Origin of the sequence: Acidovorax sp. 62, assembly GCF_002754495.1 — a bacterium.
Taxonomy (GTDB): Bacteria; Pseudomonadota; Gammaproteobacteria; order Burkholderiales; family Burkholderiaceae_C; genus Acidovorax.
Genome location: NZ_PEFJ01000001.1, coordinates 4,116,568 through 4,140,462 on the forward strand (window position 1 = coordinate 4,116,568; position 23,895 = coordinate 4,140,462).

General features: G+C 64.4%; 24 protein-coding genes. 14 read left to right on the top strand and 10 right to left on the bottom strand.

The annotated features are described in order from the left end of the window. Window positions 1–226: 226 nt before the first annotated feature. The 5 genes from CLU86_RS18405 (at window position 227) to CLU86_RS18425 (ending at window position 4,068) form a co-directional block, all read left to right on the top strand. On the top strand, window positions 227–1,024 hold the full coding sequence (locus CLU86_RS18405; protein WP_099742645.1) for a GntR family transcriptional regulator: 798 nt from the start codon (window positions 227–229) through the stop codon (window positions 1,022–1,024). Between the two features lie 65 nt (window positions 1,025–1,089). After that, entirely contained in the window at window positions 1,090–1,872 is a 783-nt protein-coding gene (locus CLU86_RS18410) for a transporter substrate-binding domain-containing protein (protein WP_199175207.1), read from the top strand. A gap of 68 nt (window positions 1,873–1,940) precedes the next feature. Then, window positions 1,941–2,615 (top strand): amino acid ABC transporter permease, encoded by a 675-nt coding sequence (locus CLU86_RS18415; protein WP_099743682.1) that lies wholly within the window; start codon window positions 1,941–1,943, stop codon window positions 2,613–2,615. A gap of 6 nt (window positions 2,616–2,621) precedes the next feature. Continuing rightward, on the top strand, window positions 2,622–3,275 hold the full coding sequence (locus CLU86_RS18420; protein ID WP_099742647.1) for an amino acid ABC transporter permease: 654 nt from the start codon (window positions 2,622–2,624) through the stop codon (window positions 3,273–3,275). Beyond that, window positions 3,259–4,068, top strand: a complete 810-nt coding sequence (locus CLU86_RS18425) for an amino acid ABC transporter ATP-binding protein (protein ID WP_304528980.1) — start codon at window positions 3,259–3,261, stop codon at window positions 4,066–4,068. The genes CLU86_RS18420 and CLU86_RS18425 overlap by 17 nt, the downstream gene beginning before the upstream one ends. 120 nt (window positions 4,069–4,188) lie before the next feature. Here CLU86_RS18425 and CLU86_RS18430 read toward each other — a convergent pair whose 3' ends face one another. Next, the gene (locus CLU86_RS18430) at window positions 4,189–4,617 is read right to left on the bottom strand and encodes an EF-hand domain-containing protein (RefSeq protein ID WP_099742648.1); all 429 of its coding nucleotides are present in this window, start codon (window positions 4,615–4,617) and stop codon (window positions 4,189–4,191) included. A gap of 313 nt (window positions 4,618–4,930) precedes the next feature. Here CLU86_RS18430 and CLU86_RS18435 point away from each other — a divergent pair, with 313 nt between their 5' ends. From CLU86_RS18435 to CLU86_RS18450, 4 genes are all read left to right on the top strand, one after another. Next, a complete protein-coding gene (locus CLU86_RS18435; protein WP_099742649.1) occupies window positions 4,931–5,215 on the top strand; it encodes a hypothetical protein in 285 nt (94 codons plus the stop codon). 42 nt (window positions 5,216–5,257) lie between these two features. Further along, on the top strand, window positions 5,258–5,824 hold the full coding sequence (locus tag CLU86_RS18440) for a cob(I)yrinic acid a,c-diamide adenosyltransferase (RefSeq protein WP_099742650.1): 567 nt from the start codon (window positions 5,258–5,260) through the stop codon (window positions 5,822–5,824). Between the two features lie 67 nt (window positions 5,825–5,891). Continuing rightward, entirely contained in the window at window positions 5,892–6,479 is a 588-nt protein-coding gene (locus tag CLU86_RS18445) for a hypothetical protein (protein WP_199175149.1), read from the top strand. A gap of 19 nt (window positions 6,480–6,498) precedes the next feature. After that, entirely contained in the window at window positions 6,499–6,951 is a 453-nt protein-coding gene (locus tag CLU86_RS18450; RefSeq protein WP_099742651.1) for a hypothetical protein, read from the top strand. A gap of 16 nt (window positions 6,952–6,967) precedes the next feature. Here CLU86_RS18450 and CLU86_RS18455 read toward each other — a convergent pair whose 3' ends face one another. Next, on the bottom strand, window positions 6,968–7,429 hold the full coding sequence (locus tag CLU86_RS18455) for a surface-adhesin E family protein (protein WP_233195097.1): 462 nt from the start codon (window positions 7,427–7,429) through the stop codon (window positions 6,968–6,970). Between the two features lie 381 nt (window positions 7,430–7,810). On the opposite strand from CLU86_RS18455, the gene CLU86_RS18460 reads away from it, so the two are divergent. Together CLU86_RS18460 and CLU86_RS18465 are read left to right on the top strand one after the other, a co-directional pair. Beyond that, complete coding sequence (locus CLU86_RS18460; protein ID WP_099743686.1) at window positions 7,811–8,131, top strand: DUF4148 domain-containing protein; 321 nt, start codon at window positions 7,811–7,813, stop codon at window positions 8,129–8,131. Between the two features lie 175 nt (window positions 8,132–8,306). After that, entirely contained in the window at window positions 8,307–9,665 is a 1,359-nt protein-coding gene (locus tag CLU86_RS18465; protein ID WP_099742652.1) for a tetratricopeptide repeat protein, read from the top strand. A 32-nt stretch (window positions 9,666–9,697) separates the two neighbouring features. Here the strand turns inward: CLU86_RS18465 and CLU86_RS18470 are convergent, their stop codons facing one another. Next, a complete protein-coding gene (locus CLU86_RS18470; RefSeq protein WP_099657376.1) occupies window positions 9,698–10,123 on the bottom strand; it encodes a hotdog fold thioesterase in 426 nt (141 codons plus the stop codon). A gap of 195 nt (window positions 10,124–10,318) precedes the next feature. Here CLU86_RS18470 and CLU86_RS18475 point away from each other — a divergent pair, with 195 nt between their 5' ends. Next, entirely contained in the window at window positions 10,319–11,473 is a 1,155-nt protein-coding gene (locus tag CLU86_RS18475; RefSeq protein WP_099742653.1) for an ABC transporter substrate-binding protein, read from the top strand. 40 nt (window positions 11,474–11,513) lie between these two features. Here the strand turns inward: CLU86_RS18475 and CLU86_RS18480 are convergent, their stop codons facing one another. The 3 genes from CLU86_RS18480 to CLU86_RS18490 form a co-directional block, all read right to left on the bottom strand. Beyond that, a complete protein-coding gene (locus tag CLU86_RS18480; protein WP_099742654.1) occupies window positions 11,514–12,668 on the bottom strand; it encodes an ABC transporter substrate-binding protein in 1,155 nt (384 codons plus the stop codon). A gap of 221 nt (window positions 12,669–12,889) precedes the next feature. Continuing rightward, the gene (locus CLU86_RS18485) at window positions 12,890–14,404 is read right to left on the bottom strand and encodes an acetyl-CoA hydrolase/transferase family protein (RefSeq protein ID WP_199175150.1); all 1,515 of its coding nucleotides are present in this window, start codon (window positions 14,402–14,404) and stop codon (window positions 12,890–12,892) included. Between the two features lie 209 nt (window positions 14,405–14,613). Further along, window positions 14,614–15,903 (bottom strand): solute carrier family 23 protein, encoded by a 1,290-nt coding sequence (locus CLU86_RS18490; RefSeq protein WP_099657379.1) that lies wholly within the window; start codon window positions 15,901–15,903, stop codon window positions 14,614–14,616. 139 nt (window positions 15,904–16,042) lie between these two features. Between CLU86_RS18490 and CLU86_RS18495 the strand changes: the two genes are divergently transcribed. After that, on the top strand, window positions 16,043–16,804 hold the full coding sequence (locus CLU86_RS18495; RefSeq protein WP_099742655.1) for a zf-TFIIB domain-containing protein: 762 nt from the start codon (window positions 16,043–16,045) through the stop codon (window positions 16,802–16,804). On the opposite strand, the gene CLU86_RS18500 is transcribed toward CLU86_RS18495, so the two are convergent. From CLU86_RS18500 to ubiM, 3 genes are all read right to left on the bottom strand, one after another. After that, window positions 16,801–17,739 (bottom strand): intradiol ring-cleavage dioxygenase, encoded by a 939-nt coding sequence (locus CLU86_RS18500; RefSeq protein WP_099742656.1) that lies wholly within the window; start codon window positions 17,737–17,739, stop codon window positions 16,801–16,803. The two genes, CLU86_RS18495 and CLU86_RS18500, sit on opposite strands and share 4 nt — an antisense overlap. Before the next feature lie 222 nt (window positions 17,740–17,961). Next, window positions 17,962–18,393: a hypothetical protein gene (locus CLU86_RS18505; RefSeq protein ID WP_099657382.1), complete on the bottom strand. Its 432-nt coding sequence runs from the start codon at window positions 18,391–18,393 to the stop codon at window positions 17,962–17,964. Between the two features lie 208 nt (window positions 18,394–18,601). Continuing rightward, window positions 18,602–19,951, bottom strand: a complete 1,350-nt coding sequence (gene ubiM / locus CLU86_RS18510; protein WP_143226739.1) for a 5-demethoxyubiquinol-8 5-hydroxylase UbiM — start codon at window positions 19,949–19,951, stop codon at window positions 18,602–18,604. A 585-nt stretch (window positions 19,952–20,536) separates the two neighbouring features. On the opposite strand from ubiM, the gene CLU86_RS18515 reads away from it, so the two are divergent. Beyond that, window positions 20,537–21,367, top strand: coding sequence for a M48 family metallopeptidase (locus CLU86_RS18515; protein WP_099742657.1), 831 nt, complete (start codon window positions 20,537–20,539; stop codon window positions 21,365–21,367). 120 nt (window positions 21,368–21,487) lie between these two features. Here the strand turns inward: CLU86_RS18515 and CLU86_RS18520 are convergent, their stop codons facing one another. Further along, the gene (locus tag CLU86_RS18520; RefSeq protein ID WP_158236352.1) at window positions 21,488–23,662 is read right to left on the bottom strand and encodes a right-handed parallel beta-helix repeat-containing protein; all 2,175 of its coding nucleotides are present in this window, start codon (window positions 23,660–23,662) and stop codon (window positions 21,488–21,490) included. Between the last annotated feature and the right edge of the window lie 233 nt (window positions 23,663–23,895).

Here is a 23,895-nt window from a genome sequence, read left to right on the forward strand (position 1 = left end):
CACAGTAAAGAAAGTTGAAGCAGTGCCCCACACCTGTGGCGGGCTGCACCGCCTTGGCGCTGGCGTGTGCACCAGTGTTGGCGCTGTTGCCTTGCGCCTTGCGTTGAACTGGTGCGGTCGGGGCGTGGAGACCCCTCGCCAGGGCCCGTGTGCACGAAACAGGTGCGCCACCGTGGTGCATCGGTCTTGTATACCAGTTGGCACAGAACCTGCGTAGGTGGTGTCAATGACCACCGCCACCGACATCAGCAACCGCATCATGGAAGCCGTGATGGCCCAGAAGCTTGCCCCTGGCTCGCGCCTGGGTGAGCAGCAACTGGCCATGCTGTTTGACTGCAGCCGCACCATCGTGCGCGAGGCGCTGACGCGGCTGTCCACGCGCGGCATCGTCACCGTGAGTGCACGGCGCGGCTGGTATGTGGTGGAGCCCTCGCAAGACGAGGCACGCGAAGCGTTTGAGGCCCGGCGCGTGATCGAGCTGGGCCTGCTGCACCAGCTCAAAGCCCGCGCGGTGGACCCGGGCGCGTTGCGCCAGCTCAAGAACCACCTGGCGCGCGAAAAGGCCGCCCTGGCGGGCAGCGATGTGGGCATGCGCACCTACTTGCTGGGCGACTTTCATGTGTGCCTGGCCGAATGCCTGGGCAATGCGCTGCTGGCCGACACGCTGCGCGACTACACCGCCCGCACCACGCTCATCGCCATGCTCTACCAGTCTTCGCACGATGCGGCCCAAAGCTGTGCGGACCATGTGCGCATCGTCGAGGCGCTGGAGGCGGGCGACATCGACCGCGCCGAGACCCTGATGGCCGAGCACATCGGCACCGTGCAGGCGGCGCTGCGCCTGCAAGCCCAGACCGACCCCCTGGCCGGCCTGCGCGACGCGCTGGCCCCCGTGGCCAAGACGCCGCCGCAAGCCCCGAAAAAGCGGCCCGCAGCGCGCAAGGCCATGGCATCTACCTCCGCTACCTCTTCCACCCCCTCACCGTCTGACGACGGGTCTGCCTACCTAGGAGCCTTGCTATGACCGCTTTGATGAGTTCCCGTACCTCTTCCGTTGCCGCTGCTGTGGACAGCCACCGCACCCGCCGCATGGCGCTGGCTGTGCTGGCTGCAGCGGGCATGTCTGCCGCCTTGGTGGCGCCTGCCGCGCATGCCGAAAGTGCGCTGGACAACATCCTCAAAGCCAAAGAGATCAAGATCGCCATTCCCACCGACTACCCGCCCTACGGCTTTGTCGGCACTGACCTCAAGCCCCAGGGCCTAGACGTGGAAATGGCCAACTACATTGGCACCAAGCTGGGCGTGAAGGTCGAGCTGATCCCGGTGACCAGCGCCAACCGCATTCCTTACCTGCAAACGCAAAAGGCCGACCTCGTGATCTCCACCCTGGGCAAGAACGCCGAGCGTGAGAAGGTGATCGACTTCACTGCCGCCTATGCCCCGTTCTTCCAGGCTGTGTTTGCCAGCAAGAGCCTGAACATCAAGAGCTTTGCCGACCTGACCGGCAAGAGCGTGGCCGTGACGCGTGGCGCCATGGAAGACCAGGAGCTGGCCAAGGTGGCCCCCGCCGGTGTGGATGTGAAGCGCTTTGAAGACCATGCCGCCAGCATCTCGGCCTTTGTATCGGGCCAGACGCAGGCCATTGCGACCAGCGCCTCCACGGCGGGCACCATCATGGTGAAGAACCCACAGCTGCAGACCGAATACAAGCTGCTGCTCAAAGACAGCCCCAACTTCATTGGCGTGGCCAAGGGCGAAGACAAGTTGCGCACCCGCGTGAACGAAATCATTGCCGACGCCAAGAAGGCGGGCGACCTGGACAAGCTGTCGAGCAAGTGGCTGGGCCGCCCTGCGGGTGATCTGCCCCAATAAGCACTCAAGACCGTTCTCTTCCTTTGCACAGGGCTGCGGCGTGACAAGCGCCGCAGGGTTTGTCCACCATGCTGATTCAACTCGACTTTTCTGCCGTGCTGGCCGCGTGGCCGCTGCTGGTGCGGGGCGTGGTGTGGACCATTGCCCTCACCATCGTCGGCACCGTGCTGGGCCTGCTGCTGGGCACCGCCTGTGCCTGGGCACGGGCGCGCAACCTGGGGCACCGGCCGGCACCGCTGCGCTGGGCTGTGGCCAGCTATGTGGAGCTGGTGCGCAACACGCCCTTCATCGTGCAGCTGTTCTTCCTGTTCTTTGGCCTGCCGGCGCTGGGGCTCAAGCTCTCGCCCGAGTTCGCTTCCGTGCTGGCCATGGTGGTCAACTTGGGGGCCTATTCGTCCGAGATCATCCGCGCCGGCATCGAGGCCACGCCGCGCGGCCAGATCGAAGCCGCACACAGCCTGGCGCTCACGCCGGGCCAGACCTTTCGCCGCGTGGTGCTGCCGCCCGCGTTGCAAAAGGTGTGGCCTGCCATGGTCAGCCAGATCATCATCGTGATGCTGGGCTCTGCCGTGTGCGGGCAAATCTCCACGCCCGAGCTGAGCTATGCGGCCAACCTGATTTCCAGCAACACCTTCCGCGCGTTCGAGGCCTTCATCCTGGCCACGCTGGTGTATCTGGCGCTGTCCATGCTCACCCGCCGCCTGCTGATGTGGGTGGGTGCGCGATTCTTGGTGGGGAGGTAAATCCAGATGGTTGAATTTTCCTTGTGGGACATCTTGCGCAACCTGCTGATGGCGGCGCGCTGGACGGTGTCTCTCTCCCTCATTGCCTTCATTGGTGGCGGCCTGGTGGGCTTGCTGCTGCTGGTTGCGCGCTTGTCCAAGCTGCGCGGCACGGAGCGTGCCGTGGGTGCCTACGTGCAAGTGTTTCAAGGCACGCCGCTGCTCATGCAGCTGTTTCTGGCGTACTTTGGCATTGCCCTGTTTGGCATCAAGACCTCGCCATGGACGGCGGCGGCCGTGGCGCTCACGCTGTACACCAGCGCCTACCTCACCGAGATCTGGCGCGGCTGTGTGGCCTCCATCCCCAAGGGGCAGTGGGAGGCCGCGCAGAGCCTGGCGCTCAATTTTGCCGAGCAACTGCGCCACGTGGTGCTGCCGCAGGCACTGCGCATTGCGGTGCCACCCACGGTGGGATTTTTGGTGCAGGTCATCAAGGGCACGGCGCTGGCCTCGGTCATCGGCTTTGTCGAGCTGACCAAGGCGGGCAGCATGATCTCCAACGCCACCTACCAACCGTTTCTCGTCTACGCCTGCGTGGCGTTGCTCTACTTTGCCCTGTGCTTCCCCGTGAGCCTGGTGGCGCAATCGCTTGAAAGGAAACTCCATGGCACCCGCAGCTGAAGCCACCGCCACTGTCGCCACCCCCGTGCACCCGCACGACGGCATCCTCGTCGGCCCACCCCCCATCGTGGACATCACCGCGCTGCGCAAGTCCTACGGCACCAACGAGGTGCTCAAAGGGATCGACCTGAAGGTGGCGCGGGGCGAGGTGATTGCCATCATCGGCAAAAGCGGCTCGGGCAAGAGCACGCTGCTGCGCTGTGTGAATGGGCTCGAGCAGTTTCAGGAAGGCGCTTTGAGCGTGAACGGCAAGAAGCTGCTGCACGACAACCCCGCTGCCATGCGCGAACTGCGCCAGCAGGTGGGCATGATTTTTCAGGGCTTCAACCTGTTCCCGCACCTCTCGGTAGGCCGCAACGTGATGTTGGCCCCCACGCTGGTCAAGGCCCGCAACCCCAAAGACGCAGAGGTGCAGGCGCGCAAGTTGCTTGAACGCGTGGGCCTGGCCGAAAAGTTCGATGCCATGCCCGACCAGCTCTCGGGTGGGCAGCAGCAACGCGTGGCCATTGCCCGCGCGCTGGCCATGGAGCCGCAGGTGCTGTTGTGCGACGAGATCACCTCGGCGCTGGACCCTGAGCTGGTGGGTGAGGTGCTGCGCGTGGTCGAATCGTTGGCGCAAGAAGGCATGACGCTGATGATGGTCACGCACGAGATGGCGTTTGCCCGCAAGGTGAGCGACCGCGTGATCTTCATGCACCAAGGCCGGGTGCATGAGATGGGCACCCCCGCGCAGTTGTTTGGCAGCCCGCAAACGCCGGAGCTGCAGCAATTTCTGTCGTCGTTGCACGACTGAGATCGATCCCAAAAAAAGCGGCGGCTGGGCGCAACCATGCCGCCAAAAAAAGAGCCCGGAGCGTCCACCACCGCCCGGGCTCTCATGGGGTGGGCGCGGCGGGGGCCGCACCGCAGGGCGTTATGACTTCACGCCTGCTTCAAATTCTTCGCGCGACAGCATCTGGTCCTTGTTCTTGTCCAGCGCCTGGAAGCGGTTGCCAATGGCGGGCAGCGTGGCCGCTTCCTGCGGGCTGAGCATGCCGTCGTGGTTGGCATCGGCGCGCTGAAAGGCCGCGTCGCTGCTGGTGCTGGCACTGCCACCGCCAAAGGTGGCCTGGCCTGCGGTGGGCGTGGCGTTGGCTGGGCCCACCACGGTTTTGGAGGGCGCCGTGCCCGTGCCGCTGGCGCCGCTTTGTGCATGCACCGCACCGGCCGTGCCCAGCGTCAAGGCTGCAAACAGCACCACGCTGCTGGCTTCAAAGTGCCGTGTCCAGCCAGTGGCCGTGGCGCGGCTGGCCGGGCTTGTGGGGCTGGTGGTGTGGGGTGCAAGTTGTTGCTTGGTCTTCATGGATGCAGTGCTCCGTAAAGTTGAACAGGGTTGCATTGCACCCCAGCAGGGCCATGCAGGCCAGCACTTTTGCCTGCTGTTGCCTGGTCCAACATTTTTCAGCGCCGTGTAACGGCGCAGCCACCTGCCGTCCGCGCATCTGCACGGTGCGGTGCAGTGCACAGCGCACCGTTTCAAATAGAAATACCTTGTAGCGCTCAATAAATAAGCGCTGACAGCTATTGTTTTGATAGCGTATTGAGAGAGGCCGAATCGCACGGCGCACCGGGCACAATCGGGCCTTCGTTGATCCAACCCACCCCAGGTCCCGCCCATGGCCCAAGCTTCCAAAGCCCTTCCCGTCATCACCGCCCTGGCCGTGCTGGTCGCAGCCGCAGCGCTGTTCAATCCCTCGGCCGAGCGGCACCGCCAGCAGATCCAGGCGTCTGTGGCCGAGCGCAGTCCGCTGGCGGGCGTGCTGGGCGTAGGCGCGCTGGCTGCGTTTGTGTCCAACTACCACTCGGTGGGCGTGGCCTCGTACACCAGCATCCGGGGGCGCACCGTGTCGGTGGGCTTCATGGGCATGGTCTTTGTGCTCGACTCGCACAAAGATCTTTGAATTCCCTTTTGAACAGACATTGAATCCCACCGGAGACATCGCATGGGAAACCGCCTCACCGAAATCGCCACCCGCACCGGGGACGCTGGCACCACGGGCCTGGGTAACAACCAGCGCGTGTCCAAGAACAGCCTGCGCATCCACGCCATGGGTGATGTGGACGAGCTGAACTCGCACATTGGCCTGCTGCTGTGCGAGCGCCTGCCTGACGGCGTGCGTGCGCTGCTGGTGGAGATCCAGCACCAGCTGTTCAACCTGGGTGGCGAGCTGTCCATTCCCGGCTTTGAACTGCTCAAGGCCGAGGCCGTGCTCGCGCTGGACGAGTCCCTGGCCGAGCACAACGCAGTCCTGCCGCGCCTGCAGGAATTCATCCTGCCCGCTGGCACCCGCGCAGCAGCCCAGGCCCATGTCTGCCGCACCGTGGCCCGCCGTGCCGAGCGCGTGGTGGTGGCGCTGGGCAACGAGGAAGCCATCAACGATGCACCTCGCCAGTACCTCAACCGCCTCTCCGACCTGATGTTCGTCCTCGCCCGCGTGCTCAACCGCATGGATGGCGGGGACGACGTGTATTGGAAAAGCGAGCGCTTGGCGCGCCAAGAGGGCGCTTAGCCATCGGTTCGCCGCTCTGCGACTTTTTCTGTTTCTCGGTTTCCTCGTACCACGCGTTCCTTTTGTCATGAAAATTTCTGCTGGGTTTCGATATTCCATTGCCGCATGTGCCCTGATGTTGACGGGATGTCTCGTTCCCGAAAAGTTTGCAGCCAGTGTGGATGTGCAATCGGACGGTGGCTACACGTTCCGATACTCGGGCACGGCCGTGCATGCATTGGCTGCTGCTGAGATCAAGAAGGCAGGCCGTTTGACCGAGAAGGACCAGGTGGGCCTCAAAGCAGAGGCTGAAAAGCTCTCTGGCCACCCCGGCTTTCGCAAAGCGACCTACAAGGGCGATGGGCGCTACGAGTTGGAAATTAACAGCCCCAAAAAGCCAGGCCAGCCGCTGGACATGCTCAACATTTTTTCGGTGCGCACCGACAAAGACGGGGTGATGACCATCGCCTCGAAGGAAATCAAGGACAAAGAAAAGCGTGAACTCGAACAGCTCGGTATCACGGTGAACGGAACACTGGAGGTCAACCTTCCCAAGAACGCTGAAGTCATCTCGCACAACGCGACTTCAACGCCCACGCTGGGGTTTGGCTCGTACGCTTGGAAGATTGGCCGTGTGGACCAGAGGCCGCAGATGACGGTTCGGTTCAAGAGCTGACGCAGACTTCTCCCCAGCCATGGACAACCACCGCACACCAGCCCGCTGGACCAATGAGGAACATCCGTTTTCCGGCAAGACCGGTTGGCTCGGAGTGGCCTTGCCGTGCGCCATGGTGGCGCTGGGCATCTATGGGGAGTCTCCAGGCCTGGGTGGACTGGGCGCCGCAGTGTTGCTGGTTCAGGCGCTTGGATACCGGAAGTGGTTGGCAGACGGTGCCTTGGTAGCGGCTGCGCAAGCTTCCACGGACTGGATACCGGCACGGTTAGACCATGAGCAGTCTTCGGATGGATGGGGATGGAAGCTGGACGTTTCTCTGCCCAACGGGACGGCGGTGTGGATGTTGAAATCGACCGGTGATTTCAGAAAAGAGCTTCCGCTGTCCGTGGAGGTCTGTGATCTGGGGAACGACGTGGTGGTGATTCGCTGCGAAGACCGGTTGGTGCTGACCCGGGTGGAGTCTCAGGGGTAGTGCTTCTCGGTGCGCATCAATGGGCGGCTGGCCGTGCCTTGCACGCGGCCTTGATCAATCGCATGTAGGGCTGGCCCGGCACGTCCTTGAACAGCACGGGAGCCTGGCCTTCCTCGTAATTTTCCTTGCCAATGGTCGGCCCCTGCCATTGGGGCCCTGCATGGTACGAAAGCCAGAGATACCACGCCTTTTGTGCCGTGCAATCCACACTGACTTTGGCCACGTAAGAGCGGTATTTTTGTCCTCGAAACGAAGTGCGCTGGTGGCTGCGTGATACGCGCAAATCCAACAGCACGCGCTCACCCAGGGCCGTGGGGGCGGGAAGCACTTCGATCAGTTCCCCGTTTTTTTCGCTGGGGTCTCCCAGCACGGCGAACCAAGGCTCTGCCGACGCCGCCATGGGAGCTGCCAACACCATCAGGACCGAGCCATGGATCAGAAAGCGGAACACCACATTGCCTTTGGTGGAGTGCGTCACGCAGGCTAAGACGGATGGGAGGCGTGAGCGAGGTGGTGGATCGTAACGGATGGAGTTCTGCCTTCGAAAACCAGCTCTGGCGACAAGGAGGTCCGCCTACCTTTTGTTGGCAAAAAGGTGGGTCCGCCAGGGCGCCGACACACTTCTTTACATCATGTTCATCGGTGTATTGAATCCAAAAAGTTCCCTTTGATTGTTTCAATTTCATGAACATTTCGTTCCATGAAGAGGCATTTATCTCCGTGGAAACCCTAGATACAGTTCATCCCATCGATGAGCGACGCGTTCAACTGGCGCTCACCGACGCAGGTTGCACTGGCCTCCGCCCTCTGGGTGGTCTCCTCTGGCCCGCATCTGACTGTTGATCTGAAAGGTATGACCATGAAGAAGAACTATCGCACTCTCGCCGCCCTGTCCGTTCTGGCCCTGAGCTCCTGGGCTGCCCAAGCGCAATCGGTGGGCGCTTTTGGTGAAGGCTCCAACTATCCCGCAGCCGCATCGGCCCAAGGCACGCTGACCCGCGCCGCCGTGGCTGCCGATCTGGCCGCCGCCCGCGCCAATGGCACGATGCCACACGATGCCGAAGGCTCTGACGTTGCTTACAGCGATGTCTCTGCGCACGGTTCCCGCAGCCGCGCCGAAGTGCGCGCCGAAGCGATTGCCGCTGCCCGCGCCCATCAAACCGACCGCGGCGAGTTCTGATCGAACGGCGCTGCCCCGAGAGGGCACCCAAAAAAAGCCCGCAAGGCCTGCCTTGCGGGCTTTTTTGCATGGGCGCGATGGAAAGGCGGATGGCGGTGAATGCGCGGACGCAGCGCATGGATCGTGCTTGACGCTACGCTAGCGCCTTCGATGTGCAACCCAGGTAGTCAACGCAGTGACACAACGACCCAGTAAGCAAGACGCTGCGCCACAGGTGCAGGCGGCGCAATCGCCCAGCCCAGGCTTGCACGAGGCTTGGGATGCCCTGCAGTCAGGCCGGCTTGCAGAGGCAGAGTCCCGGTTTCGCCATCTGTTGCAACAGGAGCCTGCGCAGCCCATCGCGGCGCATTTTCTGGGTGTGGTGCTGCACCAGCTCGGTCGGTCGGACGAGGGCCTGGCATGGGTGCAATCGTCTTTGACGGAAATGCCCGGATGGAGTGAGGGCTACAACACGCTGGGCAACCTGTTGGCTGTCATGGGGCGGCGCGAGGAGGCTGTTGCTGCGTTCATGGAGGCGGTGGAGATTGAGCCACGCTACGCGGTTGCATGGAACAACCTGGGAGCGTTGCTATTGCAAGAAGGCAATCTTGAGGGCGCGCGCATGGCCCTTCAAAACGCTGTCGACATAGACCCCGCGTTCCGAGACGCGCTGCAGAACCTTGGCGACACCCACACCCGCGCGGGCGATGCCCACGCCGCTGCGCTGTGCTATTGCGCCGAATACGTGCTGCGCCCACCCGACCCTGCACAGCGCCAAGTGCTGGGCATCGCCTACAGCCAACTGGGACGCTATGAGGAGGCCGCCCAGGTGTACGAGGCCTGGCTGCAAGACGAGCCCGGCCACCCGATTGCCACCCATTTGCTGGCAGCCAGCCGGGGTCAGGGGGTGGTCGAGAGGGCCTCTGATGCGTACTTGCAGGCCTATTTCGATGGCTTTGCCGACACCTTCGAGAGCAAATTGCTGGGCTCCCTGGGTTACCAAGTGCCATCGGCATTGGGCGATGTCATGCGCGACCTGGGGGTGCCGCTCCGCAGTCTGCGCGTGCTGGACGTGGGTTGCGGCACCGGCCTGTGCGGCGCCGAGGTGCGGCCCTTTGCGCGCTGGCTGGAGGGTGTGGATTTGTCTGCCAAGTCGCTCGACAAGGCGCGGGGCAAAGCTGTGTATGACACGCTGCACCAGGCCGAAATTGTGGAGCACCTGGCTGGAGCTGATGCTGCAGCGTATGACTTGGTGGTGGCGGCCGACACCCTGATCTACTTTGGTGGTATCGAGCGCTTAGTCCACGGCGTGCGCCATGTGCTGGCGCCCGGTGGGTGGTTTATCGTTTCGTTGGAGGTGTTGTCCGCCGATTCGCCATCCCCCCATGCCATCCAGCCTTCAGGGCGCTACAGCCATCGCCAGGACTATGTGCAACAGGTGCTGGCGGCTGCAGGGCTGGTGGTGCAAAAGACCATCGCCCTGGATCTGCGCCATGAATTGGGGCGGCCTGTGCCCGGCGCACTGGTGGTGAGCCGCTGGCCAGTCGATGGCTGATGTCGCTGGGGTAGGGGGCTCTGCGCAGGCGCTCAGCCCTTGGGCGCCAACACGGCCATGGTGATGCGCGAGACGCAGGTCAGCTCGCCCGCGTCGTTGACCATGTCAATCTGCCAAACCTGCGTGGTGCGGCCAATGTGCACTGGCCGTGCCGTGCCGGTGACCCAGCCGCTGGTGGCTGCGCGCAGGTGGTTGGCGTTGATGTCCAGCCCCACGGCGCGGTGGCCTTCGGGGCTGGCGTAGTAGGCGCCCAGCGAGCCCAGGGTCTCGGCCAGCACCACGCTCACGCCGCCGTGCAGCAGGCCAAACGGCTGGCGGGTGCGCTCGTCCACGGGCACGCGGCCACGCACGAAGTCATCGCCCACTTCCGTCAGCTCAATCCCCAGGTGGCTGGTGGCGGTGTTGGCGCTGGTGTCGTTCAGGCTTTGGACGGAGATGGGCTTTTTCCAGATGGACATGGGGGCGGGTTCCTGTCGGTGCATGAGGGATGTGCGAATGAGGCTGCACGGTGCTTGCAGAGACAGCCTAAGGGTTGATTCTCTGGCGCTCGCGCAAGCCACCGCATAGATTGCCATGTTGCCCTGTGTTTGGGGCACTGGTGGCGGCAGGTCGGTCGCGTGCCATTGTGGTCAATTCTCAGGAGCCTGTGTTCTATGCTGCGTCGCCAATTTGTCACCCATGCCCCTCGTCTGGTTGCTGCCTTGGCAGCTCCTGCACTGGTGCGCAATGTGTTTGCGCAAGAGGGCGGCATCAGCAGCAAGAGCCTGACGATTGGCTGCTCGGCTGCACTCACCGGCCCGTTGGCAGGCTTTGGGCAAGACATCAAACTCGGCGCCGAAGCCGCGCTGGCACAAATCAACGCGCGTGGCGGCATCCATGGCCGCGCGGTGCAATTGCAGGTGGTGGACGATGGCTATGTGCCCCAGCGCACCACGGAGAACATCCAGCAAATCATCAGTCAGGGCAGTGCGTTTGCACTGATGTCCTGTGTGGGCACGCCCAACAACGCAGGCATCCTGCCTTTGATCGACGAAGCGGGCATTCCGTATGTGGCGCCGTTCACCGGGGCATCGTCGCTGCGCAAGGGCTCACGCAACGTGTTCCATGTGCGCGCCAGCTACACCGACGAAGTGCGCCGCCTGGTGCAACGCCTGGCGGGCATGGGGCTCAAGGACATCGGCATCGTGAACCTGGACAACGCTTATGGGCGCGAAATGCTGGAAGACTCCACGCGCTTTTTGGCAGAGCAGGGCCTCAAGCCACTCGTGCAGGCGGCTCTGGCCACCGATGGCAAGAACCTGAGCGATGTGCTGGCCAAGGTAGGCCAGGCGCGTCCGGCGGCGGTGCTGCTGGCTACGGCAGGCTCGGCATCGGTCGAGCTGGTGCGTGGGCTGAAAAAGAACCTGCCCGGTGTGTTGATGGCGGGCCTGAGTGTGACCCTGACGAGCGATGGCCTCAAACAACTGGGCGATGCGGGCAGTGGTTTGGCGGTCACCATGGTGATGCCTGACCCTAACCGCGCCAAGACCGCGCTGGTGCGCGACTACCAGGCCGCCATGCGTGCCAAGGGTGTGCAAGAGTTCAACCTGGGCACGCTGGAGGCCTACGTCAACACCCGCGTGCTGGCCGAAGGCCTGGAGCGTGCCGGCGCCGACCCTACCCGCAGCAAGCTGCGCACCGCACTGGCGGGCATTCGCAACTTGGACCTGGGGGGGCTCACCATCGATTACGGTGGCCAGGCCCCTTACGTGGGCTCCCGGTTTGTCGATATGGGCGTGCTCAACGGCACAGGCCGTTTCGTCGGCTGATACAGCCTGGCAGCGTGCCCACGCCCGTTGGGGGGCTGGATCAGCCGACGAAACGGCCGTTGGCGCCCAGGATGCCCAGGTCCACAAAGTGCGAGCCCACGTAGGGGGCACCGCCGCTGAAGTCCACCGTCATGCCTCCCATGTCGTGGCTGCGCAGGCCCGCCAAGGCAGAGCGCAGCTTGCCACGCGTCAGCTCGCGGCCAGCGCGCTCCAGGCCTTCGGCCAGCACGCGGGCGTTGACATAGCCTTCAAAGCTGCGGGCTGAGAATTCCTGGAAGCCCGCTGCGCGCATGGCCTTTTGGTACTCGCGCACCAGTGCCACGCTGGTGCGGCCTGAGTCGGGCAACACCATCGACAGGGCCAGGCCTGCAGCTTTGCCGCCCAGTTGGCGAAGGTTGTCGCCGCTCAAAGCCACGCTGGTGGCGGCCAGTGGGGTGCTGGGCGATACCTTCTTGAATTCATTGACCAGTGCTGCCGTCACGTCACCGGCCGTGCCCAGCAGCACGGCCATGGGCTTGGCCGCCACGGCTTGGCCCACCACGCTTTCAACGCCCTTGCCTTCTGCATCCAGCTTGAAGGCCTTGGGGGCCGCTGTCTGGCCGGTGGATTTGAGGGCTGCGGTCACGTCGGTCAGAAACTCGCGGCCAAAGGCCGTGTCCTGGTACACGATGGCCAGGTCGGTGATGCCCATGGACAAGAGTTTTTGCGTAAGGCGTTGCGCTTCTTCCGAGTAGCTGGCGCGCACGTGGAAGACGGAGCGGTGCTCGGGCTTGCGCAGCGATGTGGCACCGCTTTGTGGTGCGATGTATGGGATTTGGGCCTCGTCCACCAGGGGCAGAATGCGCTGGTTGTTGGCAGTACCCATGCAGGAGATCAGTGCGACGGTATTGGCGTCGGCAATCAGCTTGCGGGCATTGTCTTCCGAGCGTTTGGCGTCGTAGCCATCGTCCAGTGCCACCAGCTTGATCTCGCGGCCATTGATGCCCTTGGCGTTGGCTTGGGCGATGCCTGCTTCTAGGCCTTGCTTGAGTTCGCGGGCCAGACTGATCAAGGGGCCTGTCAGGCCCAAGGAACAACCGACAGACACGGTCTTGCTGTCCATGGGGTCTTGCACGCCCACCGCGCGCGAGGCGGTGGCAAAGAGAAGGCCCGTGCTGGCGGCCACCAGCGATTGTGTGAATTGACGACGTTGCATGGCTGTGAAATCCGCAAGTAAAACAGCCGACCTCTGAGGGAGGTCGGCTTAAGTCATGAAGGGGGTGGGGCCGTGCGAAGGCCTGAGATTCCCAGGCGAATAACCTAGGGTTAACCCTAATTTTACCGGGTGGTAGAGGATTTCTGCAAGCGGAACGTCCGCCAACGGCAGCGGGGGACGTTGTCGTTCAGCATGAATGACTGGGCGGCTGGCGCCCCGGCTCAGCGCATGGAGCCTGTGTCCACGTACCGTTGGTGCCAGGACAAGGCCTCGTTCAGCAGGTGTGGCGTATGTTGGCCCGTGGCACCTTTGCGGGCGCGGGCCAGGTAGTCGCGCAGCGCGGGGCGGAAGTCCGGGTGGGCACAGTGCTCGATGATGAGTTCAGCCCGCTGTGTGGGCGAGTGCCCGCGCAGATCGGCCAGGCCTTGCTCGGTCACGATGACTTGTACATCGTGCTCGGTGTGGTCCACATGCGAAACCATGGGGACGATGCTGGAGATGGAGCCACCCTTGGCCAGCGAGGGCGTGACGAAGAACGAGAGGTAGCAGTTGCGGGCAAAGTCGCCCGAGCCGCCAATGCCATTCATCATGCTGGAGCCCATGATGTGGGTGGAGTTGACGTTGCCGTAGATGTCCGCCTCGATCATCGCGTTCATGCCGATGATGCCCAGGCGCCGCACCAGCTCGGGGTGGTTGCTGATCTCCTGGGGGCGCAGCAGGATTCGCTCGCGGTAGAAGTCCAGGTTGCTCGCAAACTCGGCCAGCGCAGCGGTGGACAGCGAGATGGCGGTGGCCGATGCCGAAGCCATCTTGCCGGTGCGCAGCAAGTCGAGCATGCCGTCTTGCAGCACTTCGGTGAAACCGGTCAGCCCCTCAAAAGGGCTGTCCTGCAGGCCCGCCAGCACGGCGTTGGCCACATTGCCCACCCCTGATTGCAGGGGCAGCAATTGCTTGGGAAGGCGGCCCTTCTGTACCTCGGCCTGCAAGAAGTCGATGATGTGCGAAGCGATCTTTTGCGACACTTCGTCGGGCTTGGCAAACACGGTGTTGCGGTCGCTTTGGTGGGTGCCCACCACGGCCACCACCTTGGCGGGGTCTACGCGCAGGTAGGGCTCGCCAATGCGCTCGTGGGGCTGCGTGAGCGGAATCGGCTTGCGGTGCGGCGGCAGGGCCGTGCCGTAGTACACATCGTGCATGCCCTCCATGGCCTCGGGCACCATGGAGTTCACTTCGATGATGACTTTGTCGGCCAAGTCCAGCCAGGTCTTGTTGTTGCCCACGGCGGTGGAGGGAATCAGACGCCCATCGGGAAGAATCCCCAGCACCTCGATGACCGCAACGTCCAGATGGCCCAGAAAGCCAAACCAGGCATGCTGCGCCACGTGCGACAGGTGCATGTCATTGAACTGCATCTTGCCGGTGTTGATCTTTTCGCGGCAGATGGGGTCGGACTGGAACGGCAGGCGCATGTCGATGCCATCCACCTTGGCCAGGGCTCCGTCCAGTTCGGGCGCGGTGGACGCGCCCGTCCACACATTGATGCGAAACGACTTGCCCGCCGCGTGTTCGGCCTCAATGCGTTTGGCCAGCGCCAGCGGAATCGCCTTGGGATAGCCCGCCCCGGTGAAGCCGCTCATCCCCACGTTGGCCCCTGCCGGAATCAACGCTGCGGCCTCTTCTGCCGTCATGATGCGTGAGTGAAAGTCGGGGTAACGAACGCGCTCTGCCAGGGTCATTGGGGCCATCTCCGGTCAAAAAAAATACCGCCCCACAGGGCGGTTCCGTCTTCTACAGGGCAAATGGTAACGACCGTGTAAACCCTGTCAGTGATTACCCTCAAATGTCCCCGTTAAAGACAGGGGGCGTCAGGCTTGCGTCAAATTTGCGGCGGAGATCTGCAGGGGCTGTCTGCACACCTCCTATGCGCCGTGGGTTGCTGCGCCAGTCAGTCTGTAGACCGATTGAGCAGTGCGTACAACACGATGGCGCCGAACGTGGCGGTACCGATGCCGCCGAGGGCGAAGTCGCCGAACTTGAGTGTGAAGTCGCCCGTGCCCAGGATGAGGGTGATGGCCGCCACGATCAGGTTCTTGTTCTGCGAAAAATCCACCTTGTTGTCCACCCAGATCTTGGCGCCCGCCACGGCGATCAGGCCGAACACCACGATGGAGACACCGCCCATCACCGGCAGCGGAATGGTCTGGATCAGCGCGCCGAACTTGGGGCTAAAGCCCAGCACCAGCGCAAACACACCGGCCAGCAGGAACACGGCGGTGGAGTAAATCTTGGTGGCGGCCATCACGCCGATGTTTTCGGCATAGGTGGTCACGCCCGTGCCGCCCGCGCTGCCGCTGACCATGGTGGCAATGCCGTCACCGATGAAGGCGCGGCCCATGTAGCGGTCCAGGTCCTGGCCCGTCATGGCCGTGACGGCTTTGACGTGGCCCAGGTTCTCGGCCACCAGGATGATGGCCACAGGGGCGATGAGCAGCATGGCGTTGGCGCTGAACACGGGTGCGGCAAAGTTGGGCAGGCCAAACCAGGCCGCGTTGGCCAAGGCCGACAGGTCCATGGGTTTGCCCAGGCCCAGGCCGTTGGTCAGCACTGCATAGGCGATGCTGGCCACGATGAGCCCCACCAGAATCAGCAGGCGCTGCACCATGCCGCGCGTGAGCACGGCCACCAGGCCCACGCACACAAAGGTCAGGGCCTGCATCCAGCTGTCAAAGTTGCTCGCGGCCATGTTCTTGATGGGGATGCCCGCCAGGTTCAGGCCAATCACGGCCACCACCGAACCGGTGACCACCGGGGGCATGCAGCGCTCGATCCAGCCCGTGCCTACGGCTTGCACCAGCACACCGATGAGGGTGTAGACCAGGCCGCAGGCAATGATGCCGCCCAGCGCCACGCCGATGTTGGCATTGGCGCCTTTGCCTGCGTAACTGGTGGCTGCAATCACCACGCCAATGAAGGCGAAGCTCGAACCCAGGTAGCTGGGCACTTTGCCGCCGGTGATCAGGAAGAAGATCAGCGTGCCCAGCCCGCTCATGAGGATGGCCACGTTCGGGTCAAACCCCATGAGGATGGGGGCCAGCACGGTGGCGCCGAACATGGCGATCACGTGCTGCACGCCCATCACGGCGGTTTGTGGCCAGGGCAGGCGCTCGTCGGGGCCGACCACGCCGCCCCGCTCCAGCACGTCGGGGGTTTTGACTTTCCAGTCCATGAATCCCATGGTGTTTCCTTTATTGTGAAAATTTGTGTGCTGGATGCTAGTGGATTTCGGGGCGCAGAAGCGGTCGCTGTGCGCGGGCGGGTTGTGAGGTGGGTGGACGGTTACGATGGCGCGTCACTTCCCGTCCAGCCGCTACGCCATGAAACCCTCTTCGCTTTGCCCCTCGTGCCGCCAGCCTATGCAGACCCAGACGCTGGCGGGCCACGACCATGGCAGGGGCCAGAGCGCGGTGGAGCTGGACCTGTGCTTTGCCTGCCAGGGCATCTGGTTTGACCACCGAGAGAACCTGAAGCTGCACCCCCAGGCGGTGGTCGAGCTGTTTGCGCTGCTGCACCAGCACCGCACCGATGAGCGCAGGCCGCTGCAGCACAACCTGGCCTGCCCGCGCTGCGTGCGGCCCCTGTCGCAGGGCTATGACATGGTGCGCAGCGGGCGCTACATGGTGTACCGCTGCGCGCAGCAGCACGGGCGTTTCAGCGCGTTCTCCTCGTTCATGGTGGAGAAAGGCTTTGTGCGCCACCTCACCCGCGCCGAGGTGCAAGACCTGGCGCGGCGGGTGGATGCCATCTACTGCACGGGCTGCGGCGCGCCGGTGGACATCCGCAAAGACCACGCCTGCCCGCATTGCCGGGCGGCGTTTTCGCTGATCGACCCGGAGGCCGTCAAACGCGCCCTGGAGGGCTATCGCGTGGCTTCGGCGGCCAAGGTGCCTGGCGCCGCCGGTGACGGGGCGCCGCGCCCCGACTTGGCCGACGCGCTGATCATGATCGAGCGCGACCGCAACCGGGCCGAGCGCGAACAGCAAAAGCGCCGCTTCACGCAAGAGGACGACCGCACCGTCACCGGCGATCTGCTGACCGCCGGGGTGGGCCTGGTGGTGGGGATGCTGCTGGGCGGTTAGGCCGTCACGCCCACTTGCAACACAGCGGTGTAGCCACCGTTCACCGTACCGCTGGTGTCGGCGATTTGCAGGGCGCCACTGTCGTCGCTGAACACGTTGTCGGACGCCAGCGAAGTGCGCGCGTAGTTGGTGCGGCTGGTGGCGTAGGCGGTGGTGGCGTACACCTCGGCCATGGCGGCGGGGGTGAAGGTCAGCTGCGAGGTCTTCACATCGTTGTTGCCAGAGGTGGCCACCGACAGGCTGCGGTACACCTCGAAATGCACATGCGGGTAGCGCCCGTCGTAGCAGCCAGGGAAGATGGTGGTGAAGCTCACCTCGCCATTGGCGTCGGCCACCTGCACGCCGCGCAGGTAGTTTTCGTTGGTGATGCCGGTGCTGTACATCGAGTAGTTGCCGTCGCGGTCGCAGTGCCACAGGTACACGGCGTAGCCTGCCAGGCTGGCGCAGTTGGCGCTGGCGTTGACGAGCTTGAGCCGGATGGTCAGCGGCACGCCAGCGGCCGTGGTGCTGGTGGTCAGGCTGCTGCGGATGTCGCTGCGCACAATGCCCGACAGCAGCAGCGCGTTGGCCACTGTGCCGCCACTGCTGTTGGTGCCGTCGCCGGGGTAGGGGCCTGCCGTCTCGCTGGGGATGGTGCTGCAGGTGGTGGTGCCGGTATCGGTGCCCGTTCCGGTCCCTGTGCCGGTTCCCGTACCACTGCCAGAGCCTGTTCCCGTGCCGGTCCCGGTCCCCGTGTCTGTCGTGGTATCCGTGGCCGTGGTGGCGTCGCTGCTGCCGCCGCCGCAGCCCCACAGGGAAAAGGGCACGCTGGTGCCCACAGCCAGCCAGCGCAGGGCTTTGCGGCGTTCGGTCAACCGGTGCAGGTCTTGTGCCAGGCCGCCGTAATGCGCGTTGGGGGCGGCTGCGGGGGCGAGGTGGGGGGTGGTGCGGTCCATCGTGTGCTCTCTCTCTGGGTGGTTGCGGTTCAAGCAACGCAATCTAGAGAGCCCACTGCACCTCCTTTTTGCTGGGCCGTAAAGATTCGGTAAAACCAGGGCGAGCAGGGAACTGTGTGGTTCTAAGCAAAAAGAGGCTCTAGCGCTTTTGCCATAAGCGCTAGAAGCTATGAATTTGGTAGCAAATGGCGGCGCAAAGGCAGGCTGATCCCGCTCCGGCCCTCAGGCTTTGGCGGGCTTGCGTGTGCTTTTGGCGGGCTTCTTCTTGGCCGTGCCGCCCTTTTTGCCGCGCAGGTGCAGGCCCCAGCCCACCAGCAGCCACAGGTAGGACGCCAGCACCGAGTAGGCCGCGATGGCGGGCAGCGACAGCGGCGGTGCGGTGAGGGAGCGGGGGTTGCTGAGGGTTTCAAGCAACTGCTTGGTGCCCGTGCCCAGCACGGGCACGGTGGGCGCGCTGCCCGCGCGGGCCATGCGCGCGGCCATGAAGACAAAGAACTCCATGAGCAAGGCGCCAATCAGGTAGCAGGCCAGCAGGGACATCAGGAAGGCGAACGCCCGGCGGTCGCCCTTGGCCAGAAAGACGATGGCCGACACCAGCACCAGTGCGGGCAGCAGCAGGACCACGGCGGGCCAGGCGGAGAGGAGTGTTTGCATAGCAGCGGTGGAAATGCGGGGGCTGAGGCCCGTGGGGACGCCAGATGCCCAGGGTTCGTCTCAAGGGCCGATTTTGCGCCTGTCGGGCGCGGCTGCCGATGATAGTGGTCCGGCCGCGCCGCAGCGGCCAAAGCACCGACCACGAGGTAAGCAGGTTTTACAAAGCGGCCGCTTGTGCCGCTTGGCGCGTGGGCACCGCCTCTGCCCGTCACCCCCGTTGCCGGGCGACGGCCAGTGCGTTGCCCAGCTGGGCCAGGGGCGCTTGCCAGCGGGGGGCTTTGCCGGTGAGCTGGGCCACGATGGCCGCCTTGAGCGGCGGCAGGCGCCGCGCGCCTTGCAGCACCAGCTGGCGCAGTGCACGGGGCAGGGGGCGCGCATCGGTGTACAGGCGCACGATGGCGTTGGTGCCCTGGTAAATGGGCCAGGCATGCAGGTGGTGGGCCCGCGCATAGGGCGCCAGCGCTGCCGCGTCGCCCCAGTCTTGTCCGCGCTGGCGGGCGGCCACCAGGGCCTGCGTCAGCCGCTCCACCCCGGCCAGGCCCAGGTTGTAGCCATGGGCGGTAACGGGGTGCATGCCCACCGCCGCATCGCCCAGCAGCGCACAGCGTGGGCCGGTGAAGCGCTGCGCGTACACAGCCACCAGCGGGTAGGCGTGGCGCTCGCCCAACAGCTCCATAGCGCCCAGGCGGTTTTGGAACTGAGCTTGCACCTCGGCCGTGAAGGCGGCGGGCTCCAGCGCCAGCATGCGGGCGGCATCGGCCGCCTGGGCGGTGACCACCACGGAGCACTGCGCTTGGCCCTCGGTAGCGCCGTCGGTCGCACCGGCGGCCACATCGGGCAGCGGCAAAACGGCCAGCGTGCGTTCGTAGCCAAAGCACTCGTGGGCGGTGTCGCCGTGGGGCTCGGCATGGCGCATGCGGCAGACGATGACGGTGCGCCCAAAGTCGGTCATCTGCGCACCAATGCCCAATTGGCGCCGGGCGGCAGAAAAGCGGCTGTCGGCCGCCACCACCAGGGGGGCGCACAGCCGCTCGCTGGGCTGCCCGGGCTGGGCGGTCAGGGCAAAGTCCACCTCGGCGTGGGTGGCCAGGGCGGCCACGCGGTGCACCTGCGCCCCGGCCACGATGCGCACGCCCGGTGTGCGGGCCGCCACCTGGTAGGCCGTGCGGCGCAGGGCATGGTTGGGCACGATGAAGCCCAGCGGGGGGCGGGGGCCTGAGGCTGTGGTGCCTGCTGGGGTGTCGGCGGAGCCAAACCCATCGGGCGCCTGCAGTTGCATGGCGCTGTGCGCGCCCACGGGGCCGTCGTGCACTTCTGCGGTGCGGATGTGCCCGATTTCATGGGAGGCCAGCGCGCCCCAGGTGCCCAGGCGCTGCAGCGTGGCCGCGCTGGGGTGGGTGAGGGCGATTTCTCGCCCGTCCGGGGCGGGCTGCTCCAGCGCTGCGGTGGGGTTTTGGTCCAGCACCGTCGCGGTAAAGCCGGCTTGCGCCAGCGAAATCGCCAGAGACAGGCCGGCAGGGCCTGCGCCCACGATGAGTACGTCGCTGTGCATGTGCATGGAATGGATGGGGTGCGGCCCTGAAAAATGACGCTGGCATTGTGGCCCCGGCCTCGGCCCCGGGGCTTGCATTGCATCAAAGGGCGCCTGGATACCTAGGGACCCTTTGCACAAATCACCGCGCCGTGTGCATCTGCGGTCTCGGGCGGTCTGCGGCGTTGCAAATACTCGCAATAGCGATGGCTATTGCTGCGTTTTGCGCCTTGCAGCCCATCCCGATCCGCAGCGCACACTTGGCCAGCTCGATTCGTGCAGAAGATCCCTGGGCTGCGGGGTGGTGCAATCGACGCGCCGAGCGTGAAATATGTAACGCAAAGTGATGCGCGTTGCGCCGCCCGATGGCCACTAGAGCGGCGCCAGTGTTACAAAGTACGGCGCGTTTCAATTGCCTTCGTCAAGATACGAACGGTTGCAATTGAAGGGGCTGGGCAGGGCGTTTGGCGGGCGTGCGTGAAACAATTACGCCGCATTTGAAACAAGCCTCCTGCCCGGGTTGCCAATGCTGCAAGGGGCCACGCGGCACCAGCGGTGTGGCAGGGGCGCGCTGCACTGAATTCACATCCATCCAAAGAGGGAAATCACACCATGAAACAACTGTCTTACATCGCCATGGCCTGCGCGCTGGTCTTGACGGGCTGCGCCACCACCGACGGGGGCTCTGCCGGTGGCCTGTCGGCCGTCTCGTCGGCCCTGGGCTCGACCAGCGCTGGTGGTTCGGGCGCCAGCAAGTCCGAGAACAAAGTGGGCGCAGCCCTGGACGTGTTCAAGGCCGCCACCGTGTCGGACGACGAACTCAAGTCTGTGGCCCTGCAGTACCGCGCCTATGGCGACCGCACTGAAAAGCTGGCCCCTGCCAACAACAAGTACTCCCAGCGCCTGGCCCGCCTGACGGCCAAGCACGTCAACGAAGACGGAATGAAGCTCAACTTCAAGGTGTACCTGAGCAAGAACGTGAACGCCAACGCCACAGCCGATGGCTCCATCCGCGTCTATGCGGGCCTGATGGACATGATGAATGACCAGGAATTGTTGGGCGTCATCGGTCACGAAATCGGCCACGTCAAGCATGCCCACACCATGGGCGCGATGCGCACCGCCTACATGGCATCGGCTGGCCGCAAGGCCGTGGCCGCCTCGGGTGGCGCAGCGGCCAAGCTGGCGGACTCGGACCTGGGCGAGCTGGGCGAAAAGCTGCTCAACAGCCAGTTCTCGCAAAGCCAGGAAACCGAGTCGGATGACTACGGCCTGGCTTTCATGCAAAAGCACAAGTACAACGTCAAGGCGATGGAAGGCGCCTTCCGCAAGCTGGCCTCCTTGGGCGGCAAGCAAGGTGGCATGGACCAGATGCTGTCCTCGCACCCCGATCCAGGCGCCCGTGCCGACCGCATGCGTGACAAGGCTGCAGGCAGCAAATAACGCTATCAATAAAATAGCTGCTAGCGCTTTATAGATAAGCGCTAGAGGCCATTTTCAAACAAAAAGCCCCGCACTGCGGGGCTTTTTTATGGGTTGGCAACGTGCTGGAGGGCGCTGGCCTCAGGGGTACTGGTGCCCCCGGCGCGTGCGCATTGCGTTTCCTGCGGGCAGACCCATGCCAGGCCCGCTGCCTGTGAGCACACTGGTGGCGCCCACCGTGCTGCCCGACGCGGCCGTGTCAAAGCCATAGGTGCCTTGCCACACGGCCCAGGTCATGTCGTTGCCTGTGCACTCGCTGTCCTTGAACGCCAGCGGGTGGGTGCTCTCCAGCAGGTTGGCTGCCACCGCAAGCTGGCTTGCCAGACCCGCCGGGCGGCTCTGGCAGGAAAGGCCTTCGTAGGGGCTCAAGCTGCCGTTGCTGATGATGTTGTGGCTGATGCGTGTGCCCGCACTGCTGGGGTTGAAGGGCCCCCAATTCAGGCCAATGTGCTGCTTGATGATGGTGTTGTGGTGCACGTCATGGTCGCGCATGGAGCAGGTCGATTGAAAGCACTGCACGCCCAGGTGGATCCCGGCATTGACGATCAGGTTGTGGTGAATGTGCACGTTAGCCGAGTTGTCCTGCGCAGAAATCTGAATGCCCATCGCCGTGCGGTTGGCGTCCGAGAAGGTGATGTAGTTCTCGCGGTAGGTGTTGTACTGCGAGTTGTCCTTGTCGTGAAAGCCTCCGTTGACTTTGCCCAGGTTCAGCTGGTTGTTCTCGATCAGCGATTGGCCCGCATCGAACAGCGTGGTGGCGTAGCCGTTGCCCACATAGGGGCCAAAGTCGTTGTCCTGGATCAGGAATTTGTGCCGCCAGGCCGGGCCGGAGTCGCCCCAGCCATGGATGAACGCAGGGTTCTCGCCGTTGTTAGTGGCTTCGCCATCGAGAAAACGCACATGCCGGATCACCAGCCCGGCCTTGCTCGGGTCGCTGACGATGCCCCACTGGGTGACGCCGGTGATGTCGAAACCTTCGATGCGCACCGCGGGGGCGATGTCGCTGCCCACGCTGATGTTGGTGGTCTTGTTGAAGTTCAGCGTCACCACCTCGTCCGGGTAGGCGAGAAACTGCTTGGCCTTGTTGTCGTACACCTTGATGTTGCCGGGCAGGTAAGTCCCTTTGCGCAGCACGATGGCCTGGTTGGGCGTGGAGTTGGCCAGCGCATAGGCCACGGTCTTGTAGGGCGCTGCCAGGGTGCCGCGCCCTGAAGCGTCGGTGCCATTCGGGTCCACAAAGAGAAAGCGCGAGGCCGCTGACTGGATCGTGAAGCTCTGCTCCAGCGTCTTTTGTGCAGCGCCACTGTCCTTGATCTCCAGGGTGAGCACGTAGGCGCCCTCGCTCGCCGGAGTGAAACGCACGGTGCCCCGGCGCCAGTCCAGCGAGACGCCTGTGGTGCTTTGCGCTACGCCGCCCAGGGTGAAGCTCTTGATGCGGTACTCGTACGGGAAGATGCCGCCCACCACGCCTGGGCGGCTTTCGTACGCAATGCCTGGGTAGGCGATGTCACGCAGGCCAAAGGACACGGCCAGCGCGGCGTTGGGCAATGTCTCGGGCAGGGTGAGGTGCGCAGCGCTGGTGTACATGCAGCGCACAAACACGGGCGCGCCACTGGCAGGCACGGAGGCGGGCGCCGCGCCGGACACCGCACACGCCTGGCCCGCAGGCTGTGCCAGCACACGCAAGTCCAGCGGCGCCCCGGCAGCCACCTGGGGCGTGAAGGTGTAAGGCTGGTTCAGCGTTGCATCCAGCGTGGCCGAGCCGTGCCCCAGCTTGAGCGTGCCACCCAGGCCGAGGCCTTGCACGCGCACATTCAGGGCGACTGGGCTGGCTGGTGCTGGTGCTGGTGCTGGTGCTGGTGCTGGTGCTGGTGCTGGTGCTGGGGCTGGGGCAGGAGCAGGAGCAGGAGCAGGAGCAGGAGCAGGAGCAGGAGCAGGAGCAGGAGCAGGTGTCGGTGCGGGCGTAGGCGTAGGCGTAGGCGTAGGCGTAGGCGTAGGCGTAGGCGTAGGCGTAGGCGTAGGCGTAGGCGTAGGCGTAGGCGCGGGTGTGGGTGTGGGAACCGGCGTCGGCGTGGGCGTTGTCGGTTGCACGGGCGAGGGGGCGGGTTCCGGGTTCGCCGTGGTCACGGTGTCTTGTGTGCCGCCGCCGCAGGCGACCAGGCTGGCGGTCAGCGTCCAGGCCAGCAGGGCCCGGGCGGTGGCATGGTGGCGGGGGCCTGCAGTGTGGGCTGGCAACAGGGGGGCGTGGGGCAGCATGGGGCTCAGATCCTGGGTCTGGTTTCAATCCGGCAGGCGCCGGGCTCTTTTTTTGGCTGCCGCTCGCTGGCGGCCTCTCTCTCTGAGCGCGGATTCTGTGTCATCGGATGTCGTACGTGTCGCGTAGCCATCCCCACCTTGTTAAGGTTTGTAATTTTTGAGGCCCAGGTGCTGCGCCGCCGCCACAGGCGCTGTGAGTGTCAAACAGGTGACTGACCCGGGTGGCTTATGTG